Annotated in this window: 20 protein-coding genes and 1 pseudogene; 9 read left to right on the top strand and 12 right to left on the bottom strand. The window is 60.7% G+C overall.

Annotated elements, in window-relative coordinates; translation table 11 throughout:
- The first annotated feature begins 120 nt into the window (after positions 1-120).
- Together glnA and AB4O16_RS18045 are read left to right on the top strand one after the other, a co-directional pair.
- Positions 121-1527, top strand: coding sequence for a type I glutamate--ammonia ligase (gene glnA / locus AB4O16_RS18050; RefSeq protein ID WP_008002929.1), 1407 nt, complete (start codon positions 121-123; stop codon positions 1525-1527).
- A gap of 144 nt (positions 1528-1671) precedes the next feature.
- Complete coding sequence (locus tag AB4O16_RS18045; RefSeq protein WP_460155460.1) at positions 1672-2187, top strand: DUF4124 domain-containing protein; 516 nt, start codon at positions 1672-1674, stop codon at positions 2185-2187.
- A gap of 94 nt (positions 2188-2281) precedes the next feature.
- Here AB4O16_RS18045 and AB4O16_RS18040 read toward each other — a convergent pair whose 3' ends face one another.
- Positions 2282-2440, bottom strand: a complete 159-nt coding sequence (locus AB4O16_RS18040; protein ID WP_460155459.1) for a hypothetical protein — start codon at positions 2438-2440, stop codon at positions 2282-2284.
- A gap of 23 nt (positions 2441-2463) precedes the next feature.
- Between AB4O16_RS18040 and glnL the strand changes: the two genes are divergently transcribed.
- The gene (gene glnL, locus AB4O16_RS18035) at positions 2464-3549 is read left to right on the top strand and encodes a nitrogen regulation protein NR(II) (protein WP_160390672.1); all 1086 of its coding nucleotides are present in this window, start codon (positions 2464-2466) and stop codon (positions 3547-3549) included.
- Positions 3546-4982, top strand: coding sequence for a nitrogen regulation protein NR(I) (gene ntrC, locus AB4O16_RS18030; protein WP_095167349.1), 1437 nt, complete (start codon positions 3546-3548; stop codon positions 4980-4982). Before glnL ends, ntrC begins: the two co-directional genes overlap by 4 nt.
- Before the next feature lie 545 nt (positions 4983-5527).
- Here the strand turns inward: ntrC and AB4O16_RS18025 are convergent.
- Positions 5528-5968: a hypothetical protein gene (locus AB4O16_RS18025; RefSeq protein ID WP_460155458.1), complete on the bottom strand. Its 441-nt coding sequence runs from the start codon at positions 5966-5968 to the stop codon at positions 5528-5530.
- Between AB4O16_RS18025 and AB4O16_RS18020 the strand changes: the two genes are divergently transcribed.
- Positions 5967-6422 (top strand): tRNA (cytidine(34)-2'-O)-methyltransferase, encoded by a 456-nt coding sequence (locus tag AB4O16_RS18020; protein WP_160390674.1) that lies wholly within the window; start codon positions 5967-5969, stop codon positions 6420-6422. The two genes, AB4O16_RS18025 and AB4O16_RS18020, sit on opposite strands and share 2 nt — an antisense overlap.
- A gap of 109 nt (positions 6423-6531) precedes the next feature.
- Here AB4O16_RS18020 and secB read toward each other — a convergent pair whose 3' ends face one another.
- The 3 genes from secB to AB4O16_RS18005 are packed head-to-tail and all read right to left on the bottom strand — an operon-like array spanning position 6532 to position 7743.
- A complete protein-coding gene (gene secB, locus AB4O16_RS18015) occupies positions 6532-7017 on the bottom strand; it encodes a protein-export chaperone SecB (protein ID WP_015093084.1) in 486 nt (161 codons plus the stop codon).
- Positions 7018-7073: 56 nt separating this feature from the next.
- The gene (gene grxC / locus AB4O16_RS18010; RefSeq protein WP_460155457.1) at positions 7074-7328 is read right to left on the bottom strand and encodes a glutaredoxin 3; all 255 of its coding nucleotides are present in this window, start codon (positions 7326-7328) and stop codon (positions 7074-7076) included.
- Position 7329: 1 nt separating this feature from the next.
- Positions 7330-7743, bottom strand: coding sequence for a rhodanese-like domain-containing protein (locus tag AB4O16_RS18005; RefSeq protein ID WP_160390676.1), 414 nt, complete (start codon positions 7741-7743; stop codon positions 7330-7332).
- Positions 7744-7895: 152 nt separating this feature from the next.
- Here AB4O16_RS18005 and gpmI point away from each other — a divergent pair, with 152 nt between their 5' ends.
- The 4 genes and pseudogenes from gpmI to AB4O16_RS17985 all read left to right on the top strand — a co-directional run bounded on the left by gpmI (position 7896) and on the right by AB4O16_RS17985 (position 13101).
- A complete protein-coding gene (gene gpmI, locus AB4O16_RS18000) occupies positions 7896-9425 on the top strand; it encodes a 2,3-bisphosphoglycerate-independent phosphoglycerate mutase (RefSeq protein ID WP_160390677.1) in 1530 nt (509 codons plus the stop codon).
- 252 nt (positions 9426-9677) lie between these two features.
- A pseudogene (locus tag AB4O16_RS17995) lies at positions 9678-10971 on the top strand (murein hydrolase activator EnvC family protein).
- 31 nt (positions 10972-11002) lie between these two features.
- Positions 11003-12322 carry a S41 family peptidase gene (locus AB4O16_RS17990; RefSeq protein ID WP_460155456.1) on the top strand — a complete coding sequence of 440 codons (1320 nt, stop codon included), beginning with the start codon at positions 11003-11005 and terminating at the stop codon, positions 12320-12322.
- 2 nt (positions 12323-12324) lie between these two features.
- Positions 12325-13101: a divergent polysaccharide deacetylase family protein gene (locus AB4O16_RS17985; protein WP_460155455.1), complete on the top strand. Its 777-nt coding sequence runs from the start codon at positions 12325-12327 to the stop codon at positions 13099-13101.
- A gap of 115 nt (positions 13102-13216) precedes the next feature.
- On the opposite strand, the gene AB4O16_RS17980 is transcribed toward AB4O16_RS17985, so the two are convergent.
- The 7 genes from AB4O16_RS17980 to AB4O16_RS17950 all read right to left on the bottom strand — a co-directional run bounded on the left by AB4O16_RS17980 (position 13217) and on the right by AB4O16_RS17950 (position 18993).
- Positions 13217-13972: a substrate-binding periplasmic protein gene (locus AB4O16_RS17980; RefSeq protein WP_460155454.1), complete on the bottom strand. Its 756-nt coding sequence runs from the start codon at positions 13970-13972 to the stop codon at positions 13217-13219.
- Between the two features lie 78 nt (positions 13973-14050).
- Complete coding sequence (hisF, locus tag AB4O16_RS17975; protein ID WP_007972752.1) at positions 14051-14821, bottom strand: imidazole glycerol phosphate synthase subunit HisF; 771 nt, start codon at positions 14819-14821, stop codon at positions 14051-14053.
- Positions 14822-14831: 10 nt separating this feature from the next.
- Positions 14832-15569 (bottom strand): 1-(5-phosphoribosyl)-5-[(5-phosphoribosylamino)methylideneamino]imidazole-4-carboxamide isomerase, encoded by a 738-nt coding sequence (hisA, locus tag AB4O16_RS17970; RefSeq protein WP_027617356.1) that lies wholly within the window; start codon positions 15567-15569, stop codon positions 14832-14834.
- Between the two features lie 42 nt (positions 15570-15611).
- Positions 15612-15869: a DUF2164 domain-containing protein gene (locus AB4O16_RS17965; protein ID WP_093227621.1), complete on the bottom strand. Its 258-nt coding sequence runs from the start codon at positions 15867-15869 to the stop codon at positions 15612-15614.
- Entirely contained in the window at positions 15870-16508 is a 639-nt protein-coding gene (gene hisH / locus AB4O16_RS17960) for an imidazole glycerol phosphate synthase subunit HisH (RefSeq protein WP_160390682.1), read from the bottom strand.
- Positions 16508-17101 carry an imidazoleglycerol-phosphate dehydratase HisB gene (gene hisB / locus AB4O16_RS17955; RefSeq protein ID WP_007897437.1) on the bottom strand — a complete coding sequence of 198 codons (594 nt, stop codon included), beginning with the start codon at positions 17099-17101 and terminating at the stop codon, positions 16508-16510. Before hisB ends, hisH begins: the two co-directional genes overlap by 1 nt.
- Positions 17102-17328: 227 nt before the next feature.
- The gene (locus tag AB4O16_RS17950) at positions 17329-18993 is read right to left on the bottom strand and encodes an OFA family MFS transporter (RefSeq protein WP_160390683.1); all 1665 of its coding nucleotides are present in this window, start codon (positions 18991-18993) and stop codon (positions 17329-17331) included.
- Between the last annotated feature and the right edge of the window lie 186 nt (positions 18994-19179).

The raw sequence follows: 19179 nt of genomic DNA, 5'->3' as shown, positions 1-19179 counted from the left end.
TGGGGCACTGGCATGCAATTTGCTCCCTTGTGAGGCAGGTTGCCTTGGCAGAGTATTCGCGCCGGCATCACCCACATTTAAGGGCATCCACTACTAGCCCGAAGCCACCCGGAGGACACTATGTCGAAGTCGGTTCAACTCATCAAAGATCATGACGTCAAATGGATTGATCTGCGCTTCACGGACACCAAAGGCACTCAGCACCACGTGACCATGCCGGCTCGCGATGCGCTGGATGACGACTTCTTCGAAGTCGGCAAAATGTTCGACGGTTCCTCCATCGCTGGCTGGAAAGGCATCGAAGCCTCCGACATGATCCTGATGCCGGACGACTCCACCGCCGTTCTGGACCCGTTCACCGAAGAGCCGACCCTGATCCTGGTCTGCGACATCATCGAACCTTCGAGCATGCAAGGCTACGACCGCGACCCACGTGCGATCGCCAAGCGCGCCGAAGAGCACCTGAAAGCCACCGCTATCGGTGACACCGTATACGCCGGCCCAGAGCCAGAGTTCTTCATCTTTGACCAGGTGAAGTTCAAGTCCGACATTTCCGGTTCCATGTTCAAGATCTACTCCGAACAAGGTTCGTGGATGTCCGACCAGGACATCGAAGGCGGTAACAAGGGCCACCGTCCAGGCGTCAAAGGCGGCTACTTCCCGGTTCCACCGTTCGACCACGACCACGAAATCCGTACCTCCATGTGCAACGCACTGGAAGAAATGGGCCTGACCGTCGAAGTTCACCACCACGAAGTGGCGACTGCCGGCCAGAACGAAATCGGCGTCAAGTTCAACACCCTGGTGAAGAAAGCCGACGAAACCCAGACCCTGAAGTACGTCGTGCACAACGTTGCCGACGCTTACGGTCGCACCGCTACCTTCATGCCTAAGCCTCTGTACGGCGACAACGGCTCGGGCATGCACGTGCACATGTCCATCTGGAAAGATGGCAAGAACACCTTCGCTGGCGAAGGTTATGCCGGCCTGTCCGACACCGCCCTGTACTTCATCGGCGGTATCATCAAGCACGGTAAGGCCCTGAACGGCTTCACCAACCCGGCGACCAACTCCTACAAGCGTCTGGTTCCAGGCTTCGAAGCTCCGGTAATGCTGGCCTACTCGGCTCGCAACCGTTCCGCTTCGATCCGCATTCCTTACGTGTCGAGCCCGAAAGCCCGCCGTATCGAAGCACGCTTCCCGGATCCGGCTGCCAACCCGTACCTGTGCTTCGCCGCACTGTTGATGGCTGGCCTGGACGGCATCCAGAACAAGATCCACCCTGGCGACGCTGCTGACAAAAACCTGTACGACCTGCCGCCTGAAGAGGCGAAAGAGATCCCACAAGTTTGCGGCAGCCTGAAAGAAGCCCTGGAAGAGCTGGACAAAGGTCGTGCGTTCCTGACCAAAGGCGGCGTGTTCTCCGATGACTTCATCGACGCTTACATCGCCCTGAAAAGCGAAGAAGAAATCAAGGTACGTACCTTCGTACACCCACTGGAATACGAGCTGTACTACAGCTGCTGATCCGGTAGCGCCGCATTACGCGGCGTGACAAAAAAGAGGCCTCCTTCGGGAGGCCTTTTTTATTGCCCGGATATTTAGCGACTTGGGATAACCACCAAGCCTGGCCTATGCTGCAAGCCAACGTTTTCGCTTGCGGTCGATTCCATGGGTCGTGGTTTTCTCTTCATCCTGCTGCTGATTGCTCTGCCCGCCGTAGCGCAGATCTACAAGTACACGGACGCCAATGGCGCCACCGCGTACAGCAATCAACCGCCTGACGGTGTCAGCGCCCAACCGGTCCACTTGCCGCCCCTCAACAGCATCGAGCGCCAGCCTTCGGGCGAACCCGCACCTGCTGCCGAGGCCGTTCGTCATGAACAGCCCCTCAACGCCTATGAAGTGCTGGAGCTGGCCGGCCTGCCTGTCAATGGAGCCCTGCGCGCCAACAACGGCACGTTCACCGTAACCGTACTGATCAAGCCGCGCCTGCAAGCCCCTCACCTGTTGCGCCTGCTGCTGGATGGTCAGCCCTACGGCGAGCCCGGCAACGTGCCGACCCTGCAGCTGGTAAACATCGATCGCGGCGAACATCGCCTCGCCGTGCAAGTGATCGATGGCGCAAACGTTGTCCAGCAGAGCCCTACCGCCACCCTCACCGTGCAACGAGTGCACACGCGCTGAAGACCTGACGGCCGAGTGCCTGCCGGCATGCCCGAGACTTTTTTAACCTCATTCAGGTTTGAGCACTATATTGGTGCAATTGCTTGCACCTTACTCACATTGCAACCCATTTTGGTTCGAAACTACCCGCAAAAGCTGGCAAAGCGCCACGCAAACGAGCGTCAAACGCCTGTTTCAGGCCTTCGACGCTTCTTTTCGGAGCCTTGGTTTGGTTTTTGCATTTTCCCCGCATCAACGCTTGTTTCTTGCGCATGCTCCGCCCCAAAAGAGGTCCCGATGACCATTAGCGACGCACTCCACCGTTTGCTACTCGACAACCTCACCACCGCCACCATCCTGCTCGACGCCGAACTGCGCCTCGAGTACATGAACCCGGCGGCGGAGATGCTGCTGGCCATCAGCGGCCAGCGCAGCCATGGGCAGTTCATCAGTGAACTGTTTACCGAATCGACCGAAGCGCTGAATTCGTTGCGTCAGGCCGTCGAACAGGCGCACCCGTTCACCAAGCGCGAAGCCATGCTCACCGCCCTCACCGGCCAGACCCTGACCGTCGACTATGCGGTAACGCCGATTCTCAGCGATGGCCATACGATGCTGCTGCTTGAAGTCCATCCTCGCGACCGCTTGCTGCGGATCACCAAGGAAGAAGCACAGCTTTCCAAGCAGGAGACCAGCAAGATGCTGGTGCGCGGCCTGGCCCATGAAATCAAGAACCCCCTGGGCGGCATTCGCGGCGCAGCACAACTGCTGGCCCGGGAACTGCCGGAAGAAAGCCTGCGCGACTACACCAACGTCATCATCGAAGAAGCCGACCGCCTGCGTAATCTGGTGGACCGCATGCTCGGCTCCAACAAGTTGCCGTCACTGGCCCTGTGCAATGTCCACGAAGTGCTGGAGCGTGTTTGCCAATTGGTGGAAGCCGAAAGCCAGGGCTGCATCACTTTGGTGCGCGACTACGACCCAAGCATTCCCGACGTGCTGATCGACCGCGAACAGATGATCCAGGCGGTCCTGAACATTGTGCGCAATGCGATGCAGGCCATCAGCAGCCAGAACGAACTGCGCCTGGGCCGCATCAGCCTGCGCACGCGGACCATGCGCCAGTTCACCATCGGCCACGTGCGCCATCGCCTGGTGACCAAGATAGAGATCATCGACAACGGCCCGGGCATCCCTGCGGAACTTCAGGAAACCATCTTCTTTCCCATGGTCAGCGGCCGTCCGGACGGTACCGGGCTGGGCCTGGCCATTACCCAGAACATCATCAGCCAGCACCAGGGCCTGATCGAATGTGACAGCCACCCCGGCCACACCACTTTCTCGATCTTTCTGCCACTGGAACAAGGAGCCACATCGACATGAGCCGTAGTGAAACCGTGTGGATCGTCGATGACGACCGTTCTATCCGTTGGGTCCTGGAAAAAGCCTTGCAACAGGAAGGCATGACCACGCAAAGCTTCGACAGCGCCGATGGCGTGATGAGCCGCCTGGCGCGCCAGCAGCCGGACGTGATCATCTCCGACATCCGCATGCCCGGCGCCAGCGGCCTGGACCTTCTGGCGCGGATTCGCGAGCAGCACCCAAGGCTGCCGGTGATCATCATGACCGCTCACTCCGATCTGGACAGCGCTGTCGCGTCCTATCAGGGCGGCGCGTTTGAATACCTGCCCAAGCCGTTCGATGTGGATGAAGCTGTTTCCCTGGTCAAGCGCGCGAACCAGCACGCTCAGGAACAGCAAGGCCTGGAAGTCCCGGTTGCCTTGACCCGCACCCCGGAAATCATCGGTGAAGCGCCGGCGATGCAGGAGGTGTTTCGCGCCATCGGCCGCCTGAGCCATTCCAACATCACCGTGCTGATCAACGGTGAGTCCGGTACCGGCAAGGAACTGGTGGCCCACGCCCTGCACCGCCACAGCCCGCGGGCGGCCTCGCCGTTCATCGCGCTGAACATGGCGGCGATCCCCAAGGACTTGATGGAATCCGAACTGTTCGGCCATGAAAAAGGCGCATTTACCGGTGCAGCCAACCTGCGTCGCGGGCGCTTCGAGCAGGCGGACGGCGGCACACTGTTCCTCGATGAAATCGGCGACATGCCGGCCGACACCCAGACCCGCTTGCTTCGCGTACTGGCGGATGGCGAGTTTTACCGCGTCGGCGGTCATGTGCCGGTGAAGGTCGATGTGCGCATCATCGCTGCGACTCACCAGAATCTGGAAACCCTGGTACACGCCGGGAAATTCCGTGAAGACTTGTTCCATCGCCTGAACGTGATCCGCATCCATATCCCGCGGCTGTCGGATCGTCGCGAAGACATCCCGACCCTGGCCAAACACTTCCTCGCCCGCGCAGCCCAGGAGCTGGCTGTCGAGCCAAAACTGCTGAAAAGTGAAACCGAGGAGTACCTGAAGAACCTGCCGTGGCCGGGCAACGTGCGTCAGCTGGAGAACACCTGCCGCTGGATCACGGTGATGGCTTCGGGTCGCGAAGTGCACATCGGCGACTTGCCACCGGAGCTGCTGAGCCTGCCGCAGGATTCGGCACCGGTCACCAACTGGGAACAGGCCCTGCGCCAATGGGCCGACCAGGCCTTGGCACGTGGCCAGTCGAGCCTGCTCGACAGCGCCGTGCCGGCCTTCGAGCGGATCATGATCGAGACCGCCCTCAAGCACACCGCCGGTCGCCGCCGCGATGCCGCGGTTTTGCTGGGCTGGGGGCGTAATACCCTGACCCGCAAGATCAAGGAATTGGGGATGAAGGTGGATGGCGGGGATGATGATGAGGGGGATGAGGGCTGATCAGCCCTAAGTTATTCGCTGTCAGTTACATCCAATCGCGGGCAAGCCCGCTCCCACAGGGTTAAAGGGTGTTCATTCGATCGTATGAACACTGAAAATCCACTGTGGGAGCGGGCTTGCCCGCGATGCTTTTCAGGGCCGGCGTGCACCGACTGAATGCACCGTGAACCGCAATCGCGCACGACAACCGATCCGAAACCCCGCCTGCATTCGCTATCGAACCCCTGTCGAAAAAACACGAAAGCCCCGGATTTCGGGGCTTTCAGCGTTTTTTGTTTCGCAATGTTAAAACCTGGCACGCCCCCTGCAATAACCCTTTCAAGTGAATCAGTTCACCCACCCGGTTTCGGGGACCTTGGTACAGGCAGGCCGGGGATTCCCCTCTTTACATCGGGCTCACACCGCACCCGCGACGAGCCCAGCCGTTTTGGGGCCCTTGATACAGGCAGGTCAGGGGTTCCTTCTTTACACCAGGCTCACACCGCACTTGCGACGAGCCTCCCGTTTTGGGGACCTTGGTACAGGCAGGCCGGGGATTCCCTCTTTTATTGCTCCCGGAGATGGATCTCCAGCCGCCAGCGGTCATCGACCTCGCTACCGGTCCACTCGCCTTGCAGGGGCCGGGCCGCCACCAGCGTCAGCAACAACCCCCCATCGCTCAAACGCACCCGCCAGTTCACGTCCTTGCCGCCGAGCTTGAGCTGACCTTTCTGCGCCTTGCCCTCGGCGCCAAACAGCAGCGCGACACTGCCATCAACCATCTCGCCATGGGTCTTGGGTTCGTTGTTGAACCACACCACCAGCCCGTAGTTCGTCACTTCAACCTGCTGCAGCTGACTGGGGTCTGGCGTGGTCAGGCGACCGATCATCATTCCGACCATCACCCCGACAATCGCCAGCGAAGCCATCACCCGCAGGAATAGTTTCGAACGCACGCCTTCTGGCGGCGTAGAATGCGCGTCATCTTTACCTTCGGAGCCGTGCATGTTTCACGTCATCCTTTTCCAACCAGAAATTCCGCCGAATACCGGCAACGTTATCAGGCTGTGCGCCAACAGTGGCTGCCACCTGCATTTGATCGAACCGCTGGGCTTCGAGATGGACGACAAGCGCCTGCGCCGGGCCGGCCTCGACTACCACGAGTATGCCACCCTGCAACGCCACGCGGACCTTGCCAGCTGCCTGGAAAGCCTCGGCCATCCACGGCTGTTCGCCTTTACCACCAAGGGCTCGCGGCCGTTCCACGATGCCAGCTTTGCCCCGGGTGATGCGTTTCTCTTTGGTCCGGAAAGTCGTGGCTTGCCAGCGGACGTGCTGGACGCCCTGCCCCCCGAGCAACGCCTGCGTCTGCCAATGCGCGAAGGCTGCCGCAGCCTGAATCTGTCGAATACCGTGGCCGTCGCGGTTTACGAAGCCTGGCGTCAGAACGGTTTCACGTAACCCAAAGATCTTTTTCGCCTGACAGAAACAATCGCGGGCAAGCCCGCTCCCACAGGATTGTGCAAAACCTGTGGGAGCGGGCTTGCCCGCGATTTTTTAGCAGCGCAGCTTATTGAACGGTCGGAGTCTCGCCGGCCGCCTGCATGCGTTGCAGCTCTTGCGCGTACAGCGCATCGAAGTTCACCGGAGCCAGCATCAGTGCCGGGAACGAACCGCGGGTCACCAGGCTGTCCAGGGTTTCGCGAGCGTACGGGAACAGGATGTTCGGGCAGAACGCGCCCAGGGTGTGGCTCATCGAAGCGTCGTCCAGGTTCTTGATCAGGAAGATCCCGGCCTGTTGCACTTCGGCGATGAACGCCACTTCGTCACCGTTTTTCACAGTAACCGACAAGGTCAGCACGACTTCGTGGAAGTCGGACTCCAGAGCCTTTTGACGGGTGTTCAGATCCAGCGCGACGCTCGGCTCCCACTGCTGGCGGAAGATCGCCGGGCTTTTCGGAGCTTCGAATGACAGGTCACGCACATAAATGCGCTGCAAGGAGAATTGCGGTGCAGTTTCTTCTTCGTTCGCAGCAGTGTTCTGTTGGTCAGTCATCGCAGATCCTTCTTGATCCAGGGTTCTTTTAGGTTTGCTTGTTTGGGGTATTGCCGTCAGGCCTTGAGCAGCGCGTCGAGCTTGCCGGCGCGCTCCAGGGCGAACAAATCATCACAACCGCCCACATGGGTGCTGCCGATCCAGATTTGCGGCACGGACGTACGCCCGGCCTTCTGGGCCATCGCAGCGCGCACCTGCGGCTTGCCATCGACCTTGATCTCCTCGAAGGCCACGCCTTTGCTCACGAGCAGATGTTTGGCCCGGGAACAATAACCGCAGTAATCGCTGGAATAGACGACGACATTGCTCATATCACTTCACCAGCGGCAGATTGTCGGCTTTCCAGCTGGAGATACCGCCGGACAGCTTGGCGGCGGTGAAGCCGGATTTCATCAATTCGCGGGCGTGGGTGCCGGCGGTCTGGCCCATGGCGTCGACCAGGATGATGGTCTTGGCCTTGTGCTTTTCCAGCTCGCCAACGCGGGCGGCCAGCTTGTCCTGGGGAATGTTCACCGCACCGACGATATGACCGGCGGCGAAATCCTTGTTCGAACGAATGTCGACCACGACGCCCGCGTCCTTGTTGACCAGGCCGGTCAGTTCGCCGGTGCTCAGGCTGCGGCCGCCGCCCTGCATTTGATAGGCAATCAGCAACGCCAGCAGTACGACGAAGATACCGACGAGAATGTAGTGGTTAGTGGCGAATTCAATCAGGTGAGCAACCATCGAAGGAGGTTCCAGGGCGTTAAAATGTCGGCCAGTATACACAGCCACTATGGTGGGCCAAACCCCGTCCGGCGGTGACGTGGCCGGAACTTCGCTTTAAACTGCCACTCCCTTTTCCATTGCCCCTTTTATCTCAGCCACGAGTCGAATCCATGACTACCACGCCTAAACCTTTGGTCCTGATCATTCTCGACGGCTTCGGTCACAGTGAGAGCCCTGAATCCAACGCCATCTTCGCCGCGAAGAAGCCCGTACTGGACCGCCTGTGGGCCACCGTGCCGAACGGACTGATCTCGGGCAGCGGCATGGACGTCGGCCTTCCGGATGGCCAGATGGGCAACTCCGAAGTCGGCCACATGAACCTGGGCGCCGGCCGCGTGGTGTATCAGGACTTCACTCGCGTCACCAAATCGATCCGCGACGGCGAGTTCTTCGAGAACCCGACCATCTGCGCCGCCGTGGACAAAGCCGTCGCCGCCGGTAAAGCCGTGCACTTCATGGGCCTGCTGTCCGATGGCGGCGTGCACAGCCATCAGGATCACCTGGTCGCCATGGCCGAACTGGCCTTCAAGCGCGGCGCCCGGAACATCTACCTGCACGCCTTCCTCGACGGCCGCGACACTCCGCCGAAAAGCGCGCAATCGTCGATCGAACTGCTCGACGCGACCTTCCAGGCACTGGGCAAAGGCCGGATTGCCAGCATCATCGGCCGTTACTACGCCATGGACCGCGACAACCGTTGGGACCGCGTATCCCAGGCCTACAACCTGATCGTCGACGGCCAGGGCGAGTTCAACGCCGCCACCGCCCAGGAAGGCCTGCAAGCCGCTTACGAGCGGGGCGAGAGCGACGAATTCGTCAAAGCCACCTCCATCGGGGAGCCGGTAAAAGTCGAAGACGGCGATGCCGTGGTGTTCATGAACTTCCGCGCCGACCGCGCCCGCGAGCTGACCCGCGTGTTCGTCGAAGACGGCTTCAGTGAATTCGAGCGTGCCCGCCAGCCGAAACTGGCCGGTTTCGTCATGCTGACCCAATACGCCGCCAGCATCCCTGCGCCATCGGCCTTCGCCGCCGGCAGCCTGGAAAACGTGCTGGGCGACTACCTGGCGAAAAACGGCAAGACCCAGCTGCGCATCGCTGAAACCGAAAAGTACGCCCACGTGACCTTCTTCTTCTCGGGCGGTCGTGAAGAACCGTTCCCGGGCGAAGAGCGCATCCTGATTCCGTCGCCAAAAGTCGCCACCTATGACTTGCAGCCGGAAATGAGCGCACCGGAAGTCACCGACCGCATCGTCGACGCCATCGAAAACCAGCGTTACGACGTGATCGTGGTCAACTACGCCAACGGTGACATGGTTGGCCACAGCGGCGTGTTCGAGGCCGCGGTCAAGGCTGTTGAATGCCTGGACCTGTGCGTGGGCCGCATCGTCGACGCCCTGGAAAAGGTCGGTGGCGAAGCGTTGATCACCGCCGACCACGGTAACGTCGAGCAAATGGCCGATGAATCCACCGGCCAGGCGCACACCGCACACACCACCGAGCCGGTGCCTTTCATCTATGTCGGCAAACGCGATCTGAAAGTTCGCGAAGGCGGCGTACTGGCAGACGTGGCGCCGACCATGCTGAAGCTGTTGGGCCTTGAACAACCGGCGGAAATGACTGGGACTTCGATTCTGGTGTAACCGGGTCGTCCAAAAACCGCAAAACCCTGTGGGAGCTGGCTTGCCAGCGATAGCAGTATGGCAGCCAACAGCTATGTTGAATGTGCCGACGCAATCGCTGGCAAGCCAGCTCCCACAGTGGTTTATGGGGTTTTCGAAATGGAATTCATGCTGCTACTTGCTCCAGTTATCACACAGTCAGAAATGGGCATTTTTTTTGCCGGCCATGGCGGGCATACTAGGCCGTCCCTTTCCCTGGTGCCGCCCGCCCCTATGCTTCGCGTCCTGATAGCCCTAGCCCTGACATGCCTGCTCCAACCGGCCTTTGCTGACGAGCGCGCAGAAACCCAACAACAGTTGGACGCCACGCGTCAGGACATTGCCGAGCTGAAGAAACTGCTGGGCAAGCTGCAGGAAGAGAAGTCCGGCGTACAGAAAGACCTCAAGGGCACCGAGACCGAAATGGGCAAGCTCGAGAAGCAGGTCGATGCCCTGCAAAAAGAGCTGAAGAAAAGCGAAGCCGAGCTGCAGCGACTCGATGCGGAGAAAAAAACTCCAGAGCGCGCGCACTGAACAGCAACGACTGATCGCCATGCAGGCCCGGGCGGCCTACCAGAACGGGCGTCAGGAATACCTCAAGCTGCTGCTCAACCAGCAGAATCCGGAAAAATTCGCCCGCACCCTCACCTATTACGATTACCTGAGCCAGGCCCGCCTGGAGCAGTTGAAGAACTTCAACGAAACCCTGCGCCAGCTGACCAATGTCGAAAAAGACATCGCCATGCAGCAGGCGCAATTGCTGGTGCAGCAAAGCAGCCTCGACACCCAGCGCGGTGAACTCGAGAAAGTTCGCCAGGAGCGCCAGCAAGTCCTGGCCAAGCTCAATGACGACGTAAAGGCTCGCGATCAGAAACTGGCGGCGCGCGAGCAGGATCAGGCAGACCTGTCTAAAGTCCTTAAAACCATTGAAGAAACTCTGGCCCGCCAGGCCCGTGAGGCAGAAGAAGCGCGGCAAAAAGCGCTGATCGCCCAGCAGGAAGCCGAAAAAAAGCGTTTACGTGAGGCCCAGGCGCAGGCAGAAGCCGGCGACGACGCCCCACGCAAACCGGTCAGATCGACTCCCGGCGCACTGGTTTCCAGCTCCGGCGAGACCTTTGGCGGCGCGTTTGCATCAACCCGCGGCAAACTTCCCTGGCCTGTCGATGGTCGACTGCTTGCGCGTTTCGGTGAAAACCGTGGCGATGATGCCCGGACCAAGTGGGATGGCGTGATGATCGGCGCGTCTGCCGGCAGTGCGGTGCATGCCGTACACGGTGGTCGCGTGGTGTTCGCCGACTGGTTGCGCGGCGCCGGGCTGCTGGTGATCCTCGACCACGGCAACGGTTATTTGAGTCTGTACGGTCACAACCAGACGCTGCTCAAGTCTGCGGGTGACGTTGTAAAAGCCGGTGAGCCTATTTCCACTGTCGGTAACAGTGGCGGGCAGGACACACCAGCACTGTATTTCGCAATTCGTCAGCAGGGTCACCCGAGTGACCCTGCGCAATGGTGTCACGCGCAAGGATAAGCGCGTCGCCTAATTCAGGAGTTCGTTCGACATGCTGCATTTGTCCCGCCTTACCTCTCTGGCCCTGGCGATCGCCCTGGTGATCGGCGCGCCTCTGGCGTTTGCCGCTCAACCAGCCCCGGCGGTTGCGCCGGCGGGCACTGCCGCGACCACCAAGGCGCCACTGCCGCTGGACGAGTTGCGCACCTTTGCCGAGGTGATGGACCGGATCAAGGCCGCTTATGTCGAACCGGTGGACGACAAGACCCTGCTGGAGAACGCCATCAAGGGCATGCTCAGCAACCTCGACCCGCATTCGGCCTACCTCGGCCCTGAAGATTTCGCCGAGCTGCAGGAAAGCACCAGCGGCGAGTTCGGCGGCCTGGGCATCGAAGTCGGCGCTGAAGACGGCTTCATCAAAGTGGTGTCGCCCATCGACGACACTCCAGCTTCCAAGGCCGGCATTCAGGCCGGCGACTTCATCGTCAAGATCAATGGCCAGCCCACCCGCGGCCAGAGCATGACCGAAGCCGTGGACAAGATGCGCGGCAAGATCGGCGAAAAAATCACTCTGACCCTGGTACGCGATGGCGGCACGCCGTTCGACGTGACCCTGGCCCGCGCCGTCATCCAGGTGAAGAGCGTGAAGAGCCAGTTGCTGGAGTCGGGCTACGGCTACATTCGCATCACCCAGTTCCAGGTCAAGACCGGTGAAGAGGTTTCCAAGGCCCTGGCCAAGCTGCGCAAGGACAACGGCAAGAAGCTCAAGGGCATCATCCTCGACCTGCGCAACAACCCGGGCGGGGTGCTGCAGGCGGCGGTGGAAGTGGTCGACCACTTCATCACCAAGGGGCTGATCGTCTACACCAAGGGCCGCATCGCCAACTCCGAGCTGCGCTTCTCTGCCACCGGCAAGGACGAAAGCGAAGCCGTGCCAATGGTCGTGCTGATCAACGGCGGCAGCGCCTCGGCTTCGGAAATTGTCGCCGGCGCCCTGCAGGACCAGAAACGCGCCGTGCTGATGGGCACCACCAGCTTCGGCAAGGGCTCGGTGCAAACCGTACTGCCGCTGAACAATGATCGCGCCTTGAAGATCACCACGGCGCTGTATTACACGCCGAACGGCCGCTCCATCCAGGCCCAGGGCATCGTCCCGGACATCGAAGTGCGCAAGGCCAAGATCACCAGCGAGCAAGACAACGACTACTTCAAGGAAGCCGACTTGCAGGGTCACCTGGGCAACGGCAACGGCGGCGCCGACAAACCGACCGGTTCCAGCGGCAAAGCCAAGCCGATGCCACAGGACGATGATTACCAGTTGGCCCAGGCCCTGAGCCTGCTCAAAGGGCTGAGCATCACGTCCGGCCGTTGAGGATGCGCCTGCGGTACGTTCTCGGTCTGCTTTGCTGTCTGGCGGGTGTTGCTCACGCAGCGCCCGCCTCGACTGCACCGCAGAAAGCCTACCTGAGCCTGATCATCGATGACCTCGGGCAGAACCTGCCCCGGGATCGCCGCGTGCTGGCCCTGCCCGGCCCGGTGACCACGGCAATCATGCCCGACACACCCCACGCCACCGAATTCGCCCGCGAAGCCCATCGCGCCGGCAAGATCGTCATCCTGCACATGCCCATGGACCCGGCCACCGGACCGTTCGCCTGGCATCCCGAGTTGCCCATCGAAGAGCTGGAAACGCGCCTGAGCGCCGCGCTCAAGAGGGTCCCGTACACCAGCGGCATCAACAATCACATGGGCAGCCGCATGACCGCACAGCGGCCGGCCATGGCCTGGTTGATGGCCGACCTGCAGCGTCGGCACAAATTTTTCGTCGACAGCCGCACCAGCGCCCAGACCGTGGCCGCAGCCGAAGCGCAGAAGATCGGCCTGGCGAGCGTTTCGCGGGATGTGTTTCTTGACGATGAACGCACTGAAGCAGCGATCCTCACCCAATTGCAGACGGCGATCAGCCTCGCCCACAAGCAGGGTTCGGCGGTGATGATCGGCCATCCGTATCCACAGACGCTGGCGGTGCTGGAGCGCGAACTGCCCAGGCTCAAGGCTCAGGGGATCGAGTGGATTGATATCCGACAGATGATCAGCGTGCGCGGCAATCGGGCGACGGCGGCGCATGGGAAGGATGGCGTATACCGCTGATTCGCTGCCGCCCCGATCACTGTAGGAGCCGGCTTGCCGGCGAAGCGGTCTGGAACATTGCGTTGCGCTTGCGGCCGCCATCGCTGGCAAGCCAGCTCCTACAAGGGGTGTGCCGTTAGAGATACTGCGCCATGATCTCGTCCACGCGCCCTTCCTTGCGCATCTGGTCCAGCGCCGCCTGGAGCTTGGCCACCGTCTCGTCCGGCACGTTCCTGTTCAGGGCCAGGTACAGCTCGGCACTGTTGAAGCGCAATACGGTTTTCAACCCGTTGACCCCTTCCTGGCGCGCCAGATAGCGCCCGGCCGGATCGCCGGTGGCCCACAGGTCGATCTGGCCGCTGACCAGTTTGCGGGCGTTGTCCTGATCACGCAGCACTACGATCGGGCTGAGACCTTGCTTGGCCAGCGTCTCGGCAATGGCATCGCCCTTGTAGGCGCCGATCTTGTACTTGCGCGCGTCATCCAAGGTTTCGAGGGTGATCTTGCTGTCAGCCTTGGCCAGCATGATCCAGTCGTCCGGGCCAATCGGGCCGACCCATTTGAAGAGCTTCTCGCGATCCGGCAACCGCGCCATGACAAATACGCCGTAACCGGGTTTTTCCAGGGTGAGTTTGTAGATCCGCTCCCAAGGGAAACGCAGCGTCAGGCTGTAGGTAATGTCGGCGCGTTTGAAGATTTCGCGGACGATATCGGTGGCGATGCCATTGATGTTCTCGTCCTGAGCGAAGTTCTTGCCGTTCTTCGCCATGTTGTACGGCGGGAAGTTTTCAGTCAGCAACACCACGTCGGTATCAGGACTGTCTTTTGCGTGTGCTCCGTTGATCAACAACAGAGAGGCGCTGGCAAGGACGAGAAGAAAGCGTTTAAGCATGTCTGGCTACCGAAATCCATGGCGTACCCAAGAGTGCCTTGGGCACGCCATGATGTCCACTGGCCTGCATTGGTTTGTTTAGCGCATCACGATTCCGCGATGAGCCATATAGGCCTTGGCTTCCTGCACCGTGTATTCGCCGAAGTGGAAAATACTCGCCGCCAGCACCGCACTGGCGTGGCCTTCGATAATGCCGTCCGCCAGGTGCTGCAGGTTGCCGACACCGCCGGAGGCGATCACCGGGATGCCCAGCGCGTCGCTGATGGCGCGGGTGACGCCCAGGTCGAAGCCGTTTTTCATGCCGTCCTGGTCCATGCTGGTGAGCAGGATTTCGCCGGCACCCAAGCCTTCCATTTTCTTCGCCCACTCAACCGCGTCGAGGCCGGTTGGCTTGCGACCGCCATGGGTGAAGATTTCCCAGCGCGGGGTTTCGCCAGGTCCGGAAACCTTCTTCGCATCGATCGCGACCACGATGCATTGCGAACCGAAATGCTGCGCGGCTTCGCCAACGAACTCCGGGTTGAACACCGCGGCGGTGTTGATCGAGACCTTGTCCGCGCCGGCATTGAGCAGGTTGCGGATGTCCTGCACGGTGCGTACACCGCCACCCACCGTCAGCGGGATGAACACCTGGCTGGCCATGCGCTCGACGGTGTGCAGCGTGGTGTCGCGGCCGTCGACGCTGGCGGTGATGTCGAGAAAGGTAATCTCGTCGGCGCCCTGCTCGTCGTAGCGACGGGCAATTTCCACCGGGTCACCGGCGTCGCGGATGTTTTCGAACTTCACACCCTTGACCACCCGGCCGTTGTCCACGTCCAGGCAAGGGATGATGCGTTTGGCCAGGGCCATGGTCGTTTCCTCAGCCTTTGTACGAATCGCAGAAAGCTTGCGCTTCGGCGACATCGAGGGTGCCTTCGTAGATCGCACGGCCGGTAATGGCGCCGATGATGCCTGGCGCTTTGGCGTCGAGCAGGGTCTTGATGTCGCCCAGGTTGTGGATGCCACCGGAAGCGATCACCGGGATTTTTGTTGCCGCCGCCAGCGCAGCGGTGAACGGCACGTTGCAGCCCTGCATCATGCCGTCTTTGGCGATGTCGGTATAAACGATCGAAGAGACGCCGTCGGCTTCGAATTGCTTGGCCAGGTCGATCACCTGGATGGTGCTGATTTCAGCCCAGCCGTCGGTGGCGACAAAACCGTCCTTGGCATCCAGACCCACGATGATCTTGCCCGGGAACGCGCGGCAGGCTTCGGCGACGAAAGCCGGATCTTTCACGGCCTTGGTGCCGATGATCACGTAGCTCACGCCCGCCTTCACGTAGTGCTCGATGGTTTCCAGCGAGCGGATACCGCCGCCGATCTGGATCGGCAGGTTCGGGTAGCGTTTGGCGATGGCGGTGACCACTTCGCCGTTGACCGGCTGGCCTTCGAAGGCGCCGTTCAGGTCGACCAGATGCAGACGGCGGCAACCGCCCTCCACCCACTTGGCAGCCATGCTCACCGGGTCATCGGAGAACACTGTGGAATCTTCCATGCGGCCCTGGCGCAGACGAACACAGGCACCGTCTTTAAGATCGATAGCGGGAATAATCAGCATCTGGCAAACCTTCAAATTTGAATGTTCAGCTTGGCTCGAAAATCAGTTTTTCTCGAGCGCCCACAGGTCGCTTTCGATGCTTTCGAACCTCTCTTTGAGGTGCGCCTGCACATCGAAAATCGCCCTGTTGTAATAGTGCGGAGCAATTTCACGGGTAAACAGCTCAAGAATCTCCGCCGCCTCGAACGAGCCGAGGTCGAGTTCGAAGCGGTCTTCCATGAAACGCTTGATCTTGCGATTGGCCTCGCTCTCCTGCTCGGGAGTGAGGGTCAGGATCGGCGGCTTTTTCTTGATTGCCATTTACCAGCGACCGTCCCACGCAGCGAAGTTCTGCAGAAGTTGCAGGCCATGGGTATGGCTTTTCTCCGGGTGGAACTGCACGGCGAAACGCGAGCCTTCGGCCAGCGCCGCGGCGAAATCGACACCGTAATGACCGCCACCGACCACTTGGCGCGCATTGGCCGCAGCGATGTAGTAGCTGTGCACGAAGTAGAAACGCGCCATGTCCGGAATGTCGTGCCACAGCGGGTGACTGACCTTCTGCTTCACCTGGTTCCAGCCCATGTGCGGGACTTTCAGGTGTTCGCCGTCTTCGACCAGATCCTTGCCGAAGAACTTCACCGCGCCCGGGAACAGGCCGATGCAGTCGACGCCATCGTTCTCTTCGCTGGTATCGAGCAAGGCTTGCATGCCGACGCAAATGCCGAGGAACGGGCGGTCCTGGCTGACTTCACGGACCAGCGAATCGAAGCCGAGGCGACGGATCTCCGCCATGCAATCGCGGATCGCGCCGACGCCGGGGAAAACCACCCGGTCGGCTTCGCGAATCACGTTGGCATCGCTGGTGATCAAGACCTTGCCGGCACCCACGTGCTCGAGGGCCTTGGCCACCGAGTGCAGGTTGCCCATGCCGTAATCGATAACCGCGACTGTCTGCATTACAGGACGCCCTTGGTCGATGGCATTTGCCCGGCCATGCGGTCATCGAGCTCGACGGCCATGCGCAGGGCGCGGCCGAAAGCCTTGAACACGGTTTCGATCTGGTGGTGGGTGTTGGTGCCACGCAGGTTGTCGATGTGCAGGCTGACCAATGCATGGTTGACGAAGCCCTGGAAGAATTCCTGGAACAGGTCAACATCGAAGCCGCCGACGGTGGCGCGGGTGTACGGCACGTGCATCTGCAGGCCTGGACGGCCGGAGAAGTCGATCACCACGCGCGACAGCGCTTCATCGAGCGGCACGTAGGCGTGGCCGTAGCGACGGATGCCTTTCTTGTCGCCGATGGCTTTGGCAAACGCCTGGCCGAGGGTGATACCAACGTCTTCCACGGTGTGGTGGTCGTCGATATGCAGGTCGCCCTTGCTGACAATATCCAGGTCGATCAGCCCGTGACGGGCGATCTGGTCCAGCATGTGCTCAAGAAAAGGAACACCGATATCGAATCGGGCCTTTCCGGTGCCATCAAGGTTGATCGAGGCTTTGATCTGGGTTTCCAGAGTGTCGCGCTCGACAGACGCCATACGTTCGGCCATCACCAGCTCCGCAAAATCATTGGGCGAAAAAGGCAGCCATTATAGGCGTGCGGGCGCCAAACAGAAACACGGGAGGTGATATCGCTGACGGAGTGAATTCAGCAACCCCGTCGTTATACCTGTCATGACATGTAGGAGCCGGCTTGCTGGCGATCAAGGCGACGCGGTGTATCTGACACACCGCGTCGCAGCGATCGCCAGCAAGCCGGCTCCTACAGGGGTTGGCTTTAGTGGAACAAGACTGCCGTTTTCTGCAGGGTTACCCAGACACCCCACGCCAGCGGAATGCCCACAGCCAGCCAGGCAGCAATCGCCAGAGGCTTGGTGCCCGGCGCTGCTTTCCACTCCAGCGACGTGCTGGCATCAGCGCCTTTGTCGTGCCCCAGCGCCTGTTCGGCGGCCAGTTCGGCGTCGGTCATGAAGTACTTGTCGGCCACCGGACGCACCAGCAGGTTGCACAGGAACCCCAGCACCAGCAGGCCGGCGAGGATGTACAGGGTGATGTCGTACGCCGCCGCACGCTCGACGCCGATGCTCAGCTGATACTCACGCAGGTAGTTGACCAGCACTGGACCGAGCACGCCGGCAGCCGCCCACGCCGTCAGCAGGCGACCGTGGATCGCACCGACCATTTGCGTGCCGAACAGGTCCGCCAGATACGCCGGAACAGTCGCGAAACCACCGCCATACATCGACAGGATGATGCAGAACGCCGCCACGAACAGCGCGATGCTGCCCAGATGACCCAGGTTCGGAATCAGTCCGTACAGGGCAAAGCCCAGGGCGAAAAACACGAAGTAGGTGTTTTTGCGGCCCAGGTAGTCCGAGAACGAAGCCCAGAAGAAACGCCCGCCGATGTTGAACAGGCTCAGCAGACCGGTGAAACCGGCGGCGATCGCGGCGATCGAAGCCAATTGACCTGCATCCAGTTGACCGAACGCAAGGTCATTGCCCAGCAATTTGCCGCCGAACACTTCCTGCAACAGCGGCGAAGCCATGCCGAGGATGCCGATGCCGGCGGACACGTTCAGGCACAGCACCAGCCAAACGAGGCGGAATTGCGGGGTTTTCCACGCCACATTCACGTGTACGTGACGGTTGGTGATCATCGCGTTCGAGGCTTTTTTCGCCGGAGCAGTCCAGCCTTCAGGCTTCCAGCCGGTTGGCGGCACGCGATAGGACAGTGCACCACCGATCATGAACACGAAGTAGATCGCGGCCATGGCCACGAAGCTTTGCCATACGCCAACGCCTTCTGGCGAACCGAAGTGGCTCATCAGGGCAGTCGCCAACGGCGCACCGACCATCGCACCACCGCCGAAGCCCATGATCGCCATGCCGGTGGCCATGCCGCGCTTGTCCGGGAACCATTTGATCAGGGTCGACACCGGCGAAATGTAGCCCAGGCCCAGGCCGATACCGCCAATGACCCCGGAGCCGATCCACATCAGCCAGATCTGGTGGGTATACACCCCCAGCGCCGAAATCAGCAGACCGCCGCACCAGCACAGCGCCGATACAACACCGGCCTTGCGCGGTCCGGCATGTTCCAGCCAGCCACCCCAGATGGCCGCCGAGCAGCCCAGGAAGATGAAGAACAGGGTGTAGATCCAGCCGAGCATCGAGATCGGCCAGTCACACTGCGACGAAAAGACCTGAGCGATAAAGCTCATGTCGGGCGCGCAGGCCACCGGAGCGGTGATGCCCAGCGCCTTGGACAACGGCAACCAGAACACCGAAAAGCCGTAGGCCATGCCGATGCACAAGTGGATGGCCAGCGCGGCCGGTGGTACCAGCCAGCGGTTGAAACCGGGCCTGGCGATGATCCGCTCCTTGGACAGGAACGCGGGCTGGTCGGCGCCGAAGCCGTCCGCCGTGGTGCTCGTAGTCATTGTGTATCCCCCAATTATTAGTATGGTTCGCCAGCCACGGTTCACTCCCGGCCTTTTGCACGCACGCATGACCGTTTTTTTCGGTGGAGCACCCTGTAGTGCGACAACAAGTCGCAGAAGGACGGACGAACGGGCGAAGGTTACCATTTGCAGGTGACAGAAAAACCAAACTGACATCACGTTTTG

It is taken from the genome of Pseudomonas sp. S2_H10 (assembly GCF_054668285.1).
Note: the sequence above shows the minus strand (reverse complement) of the source record. Positions and strands in the feature narration are given on the sequence as shown.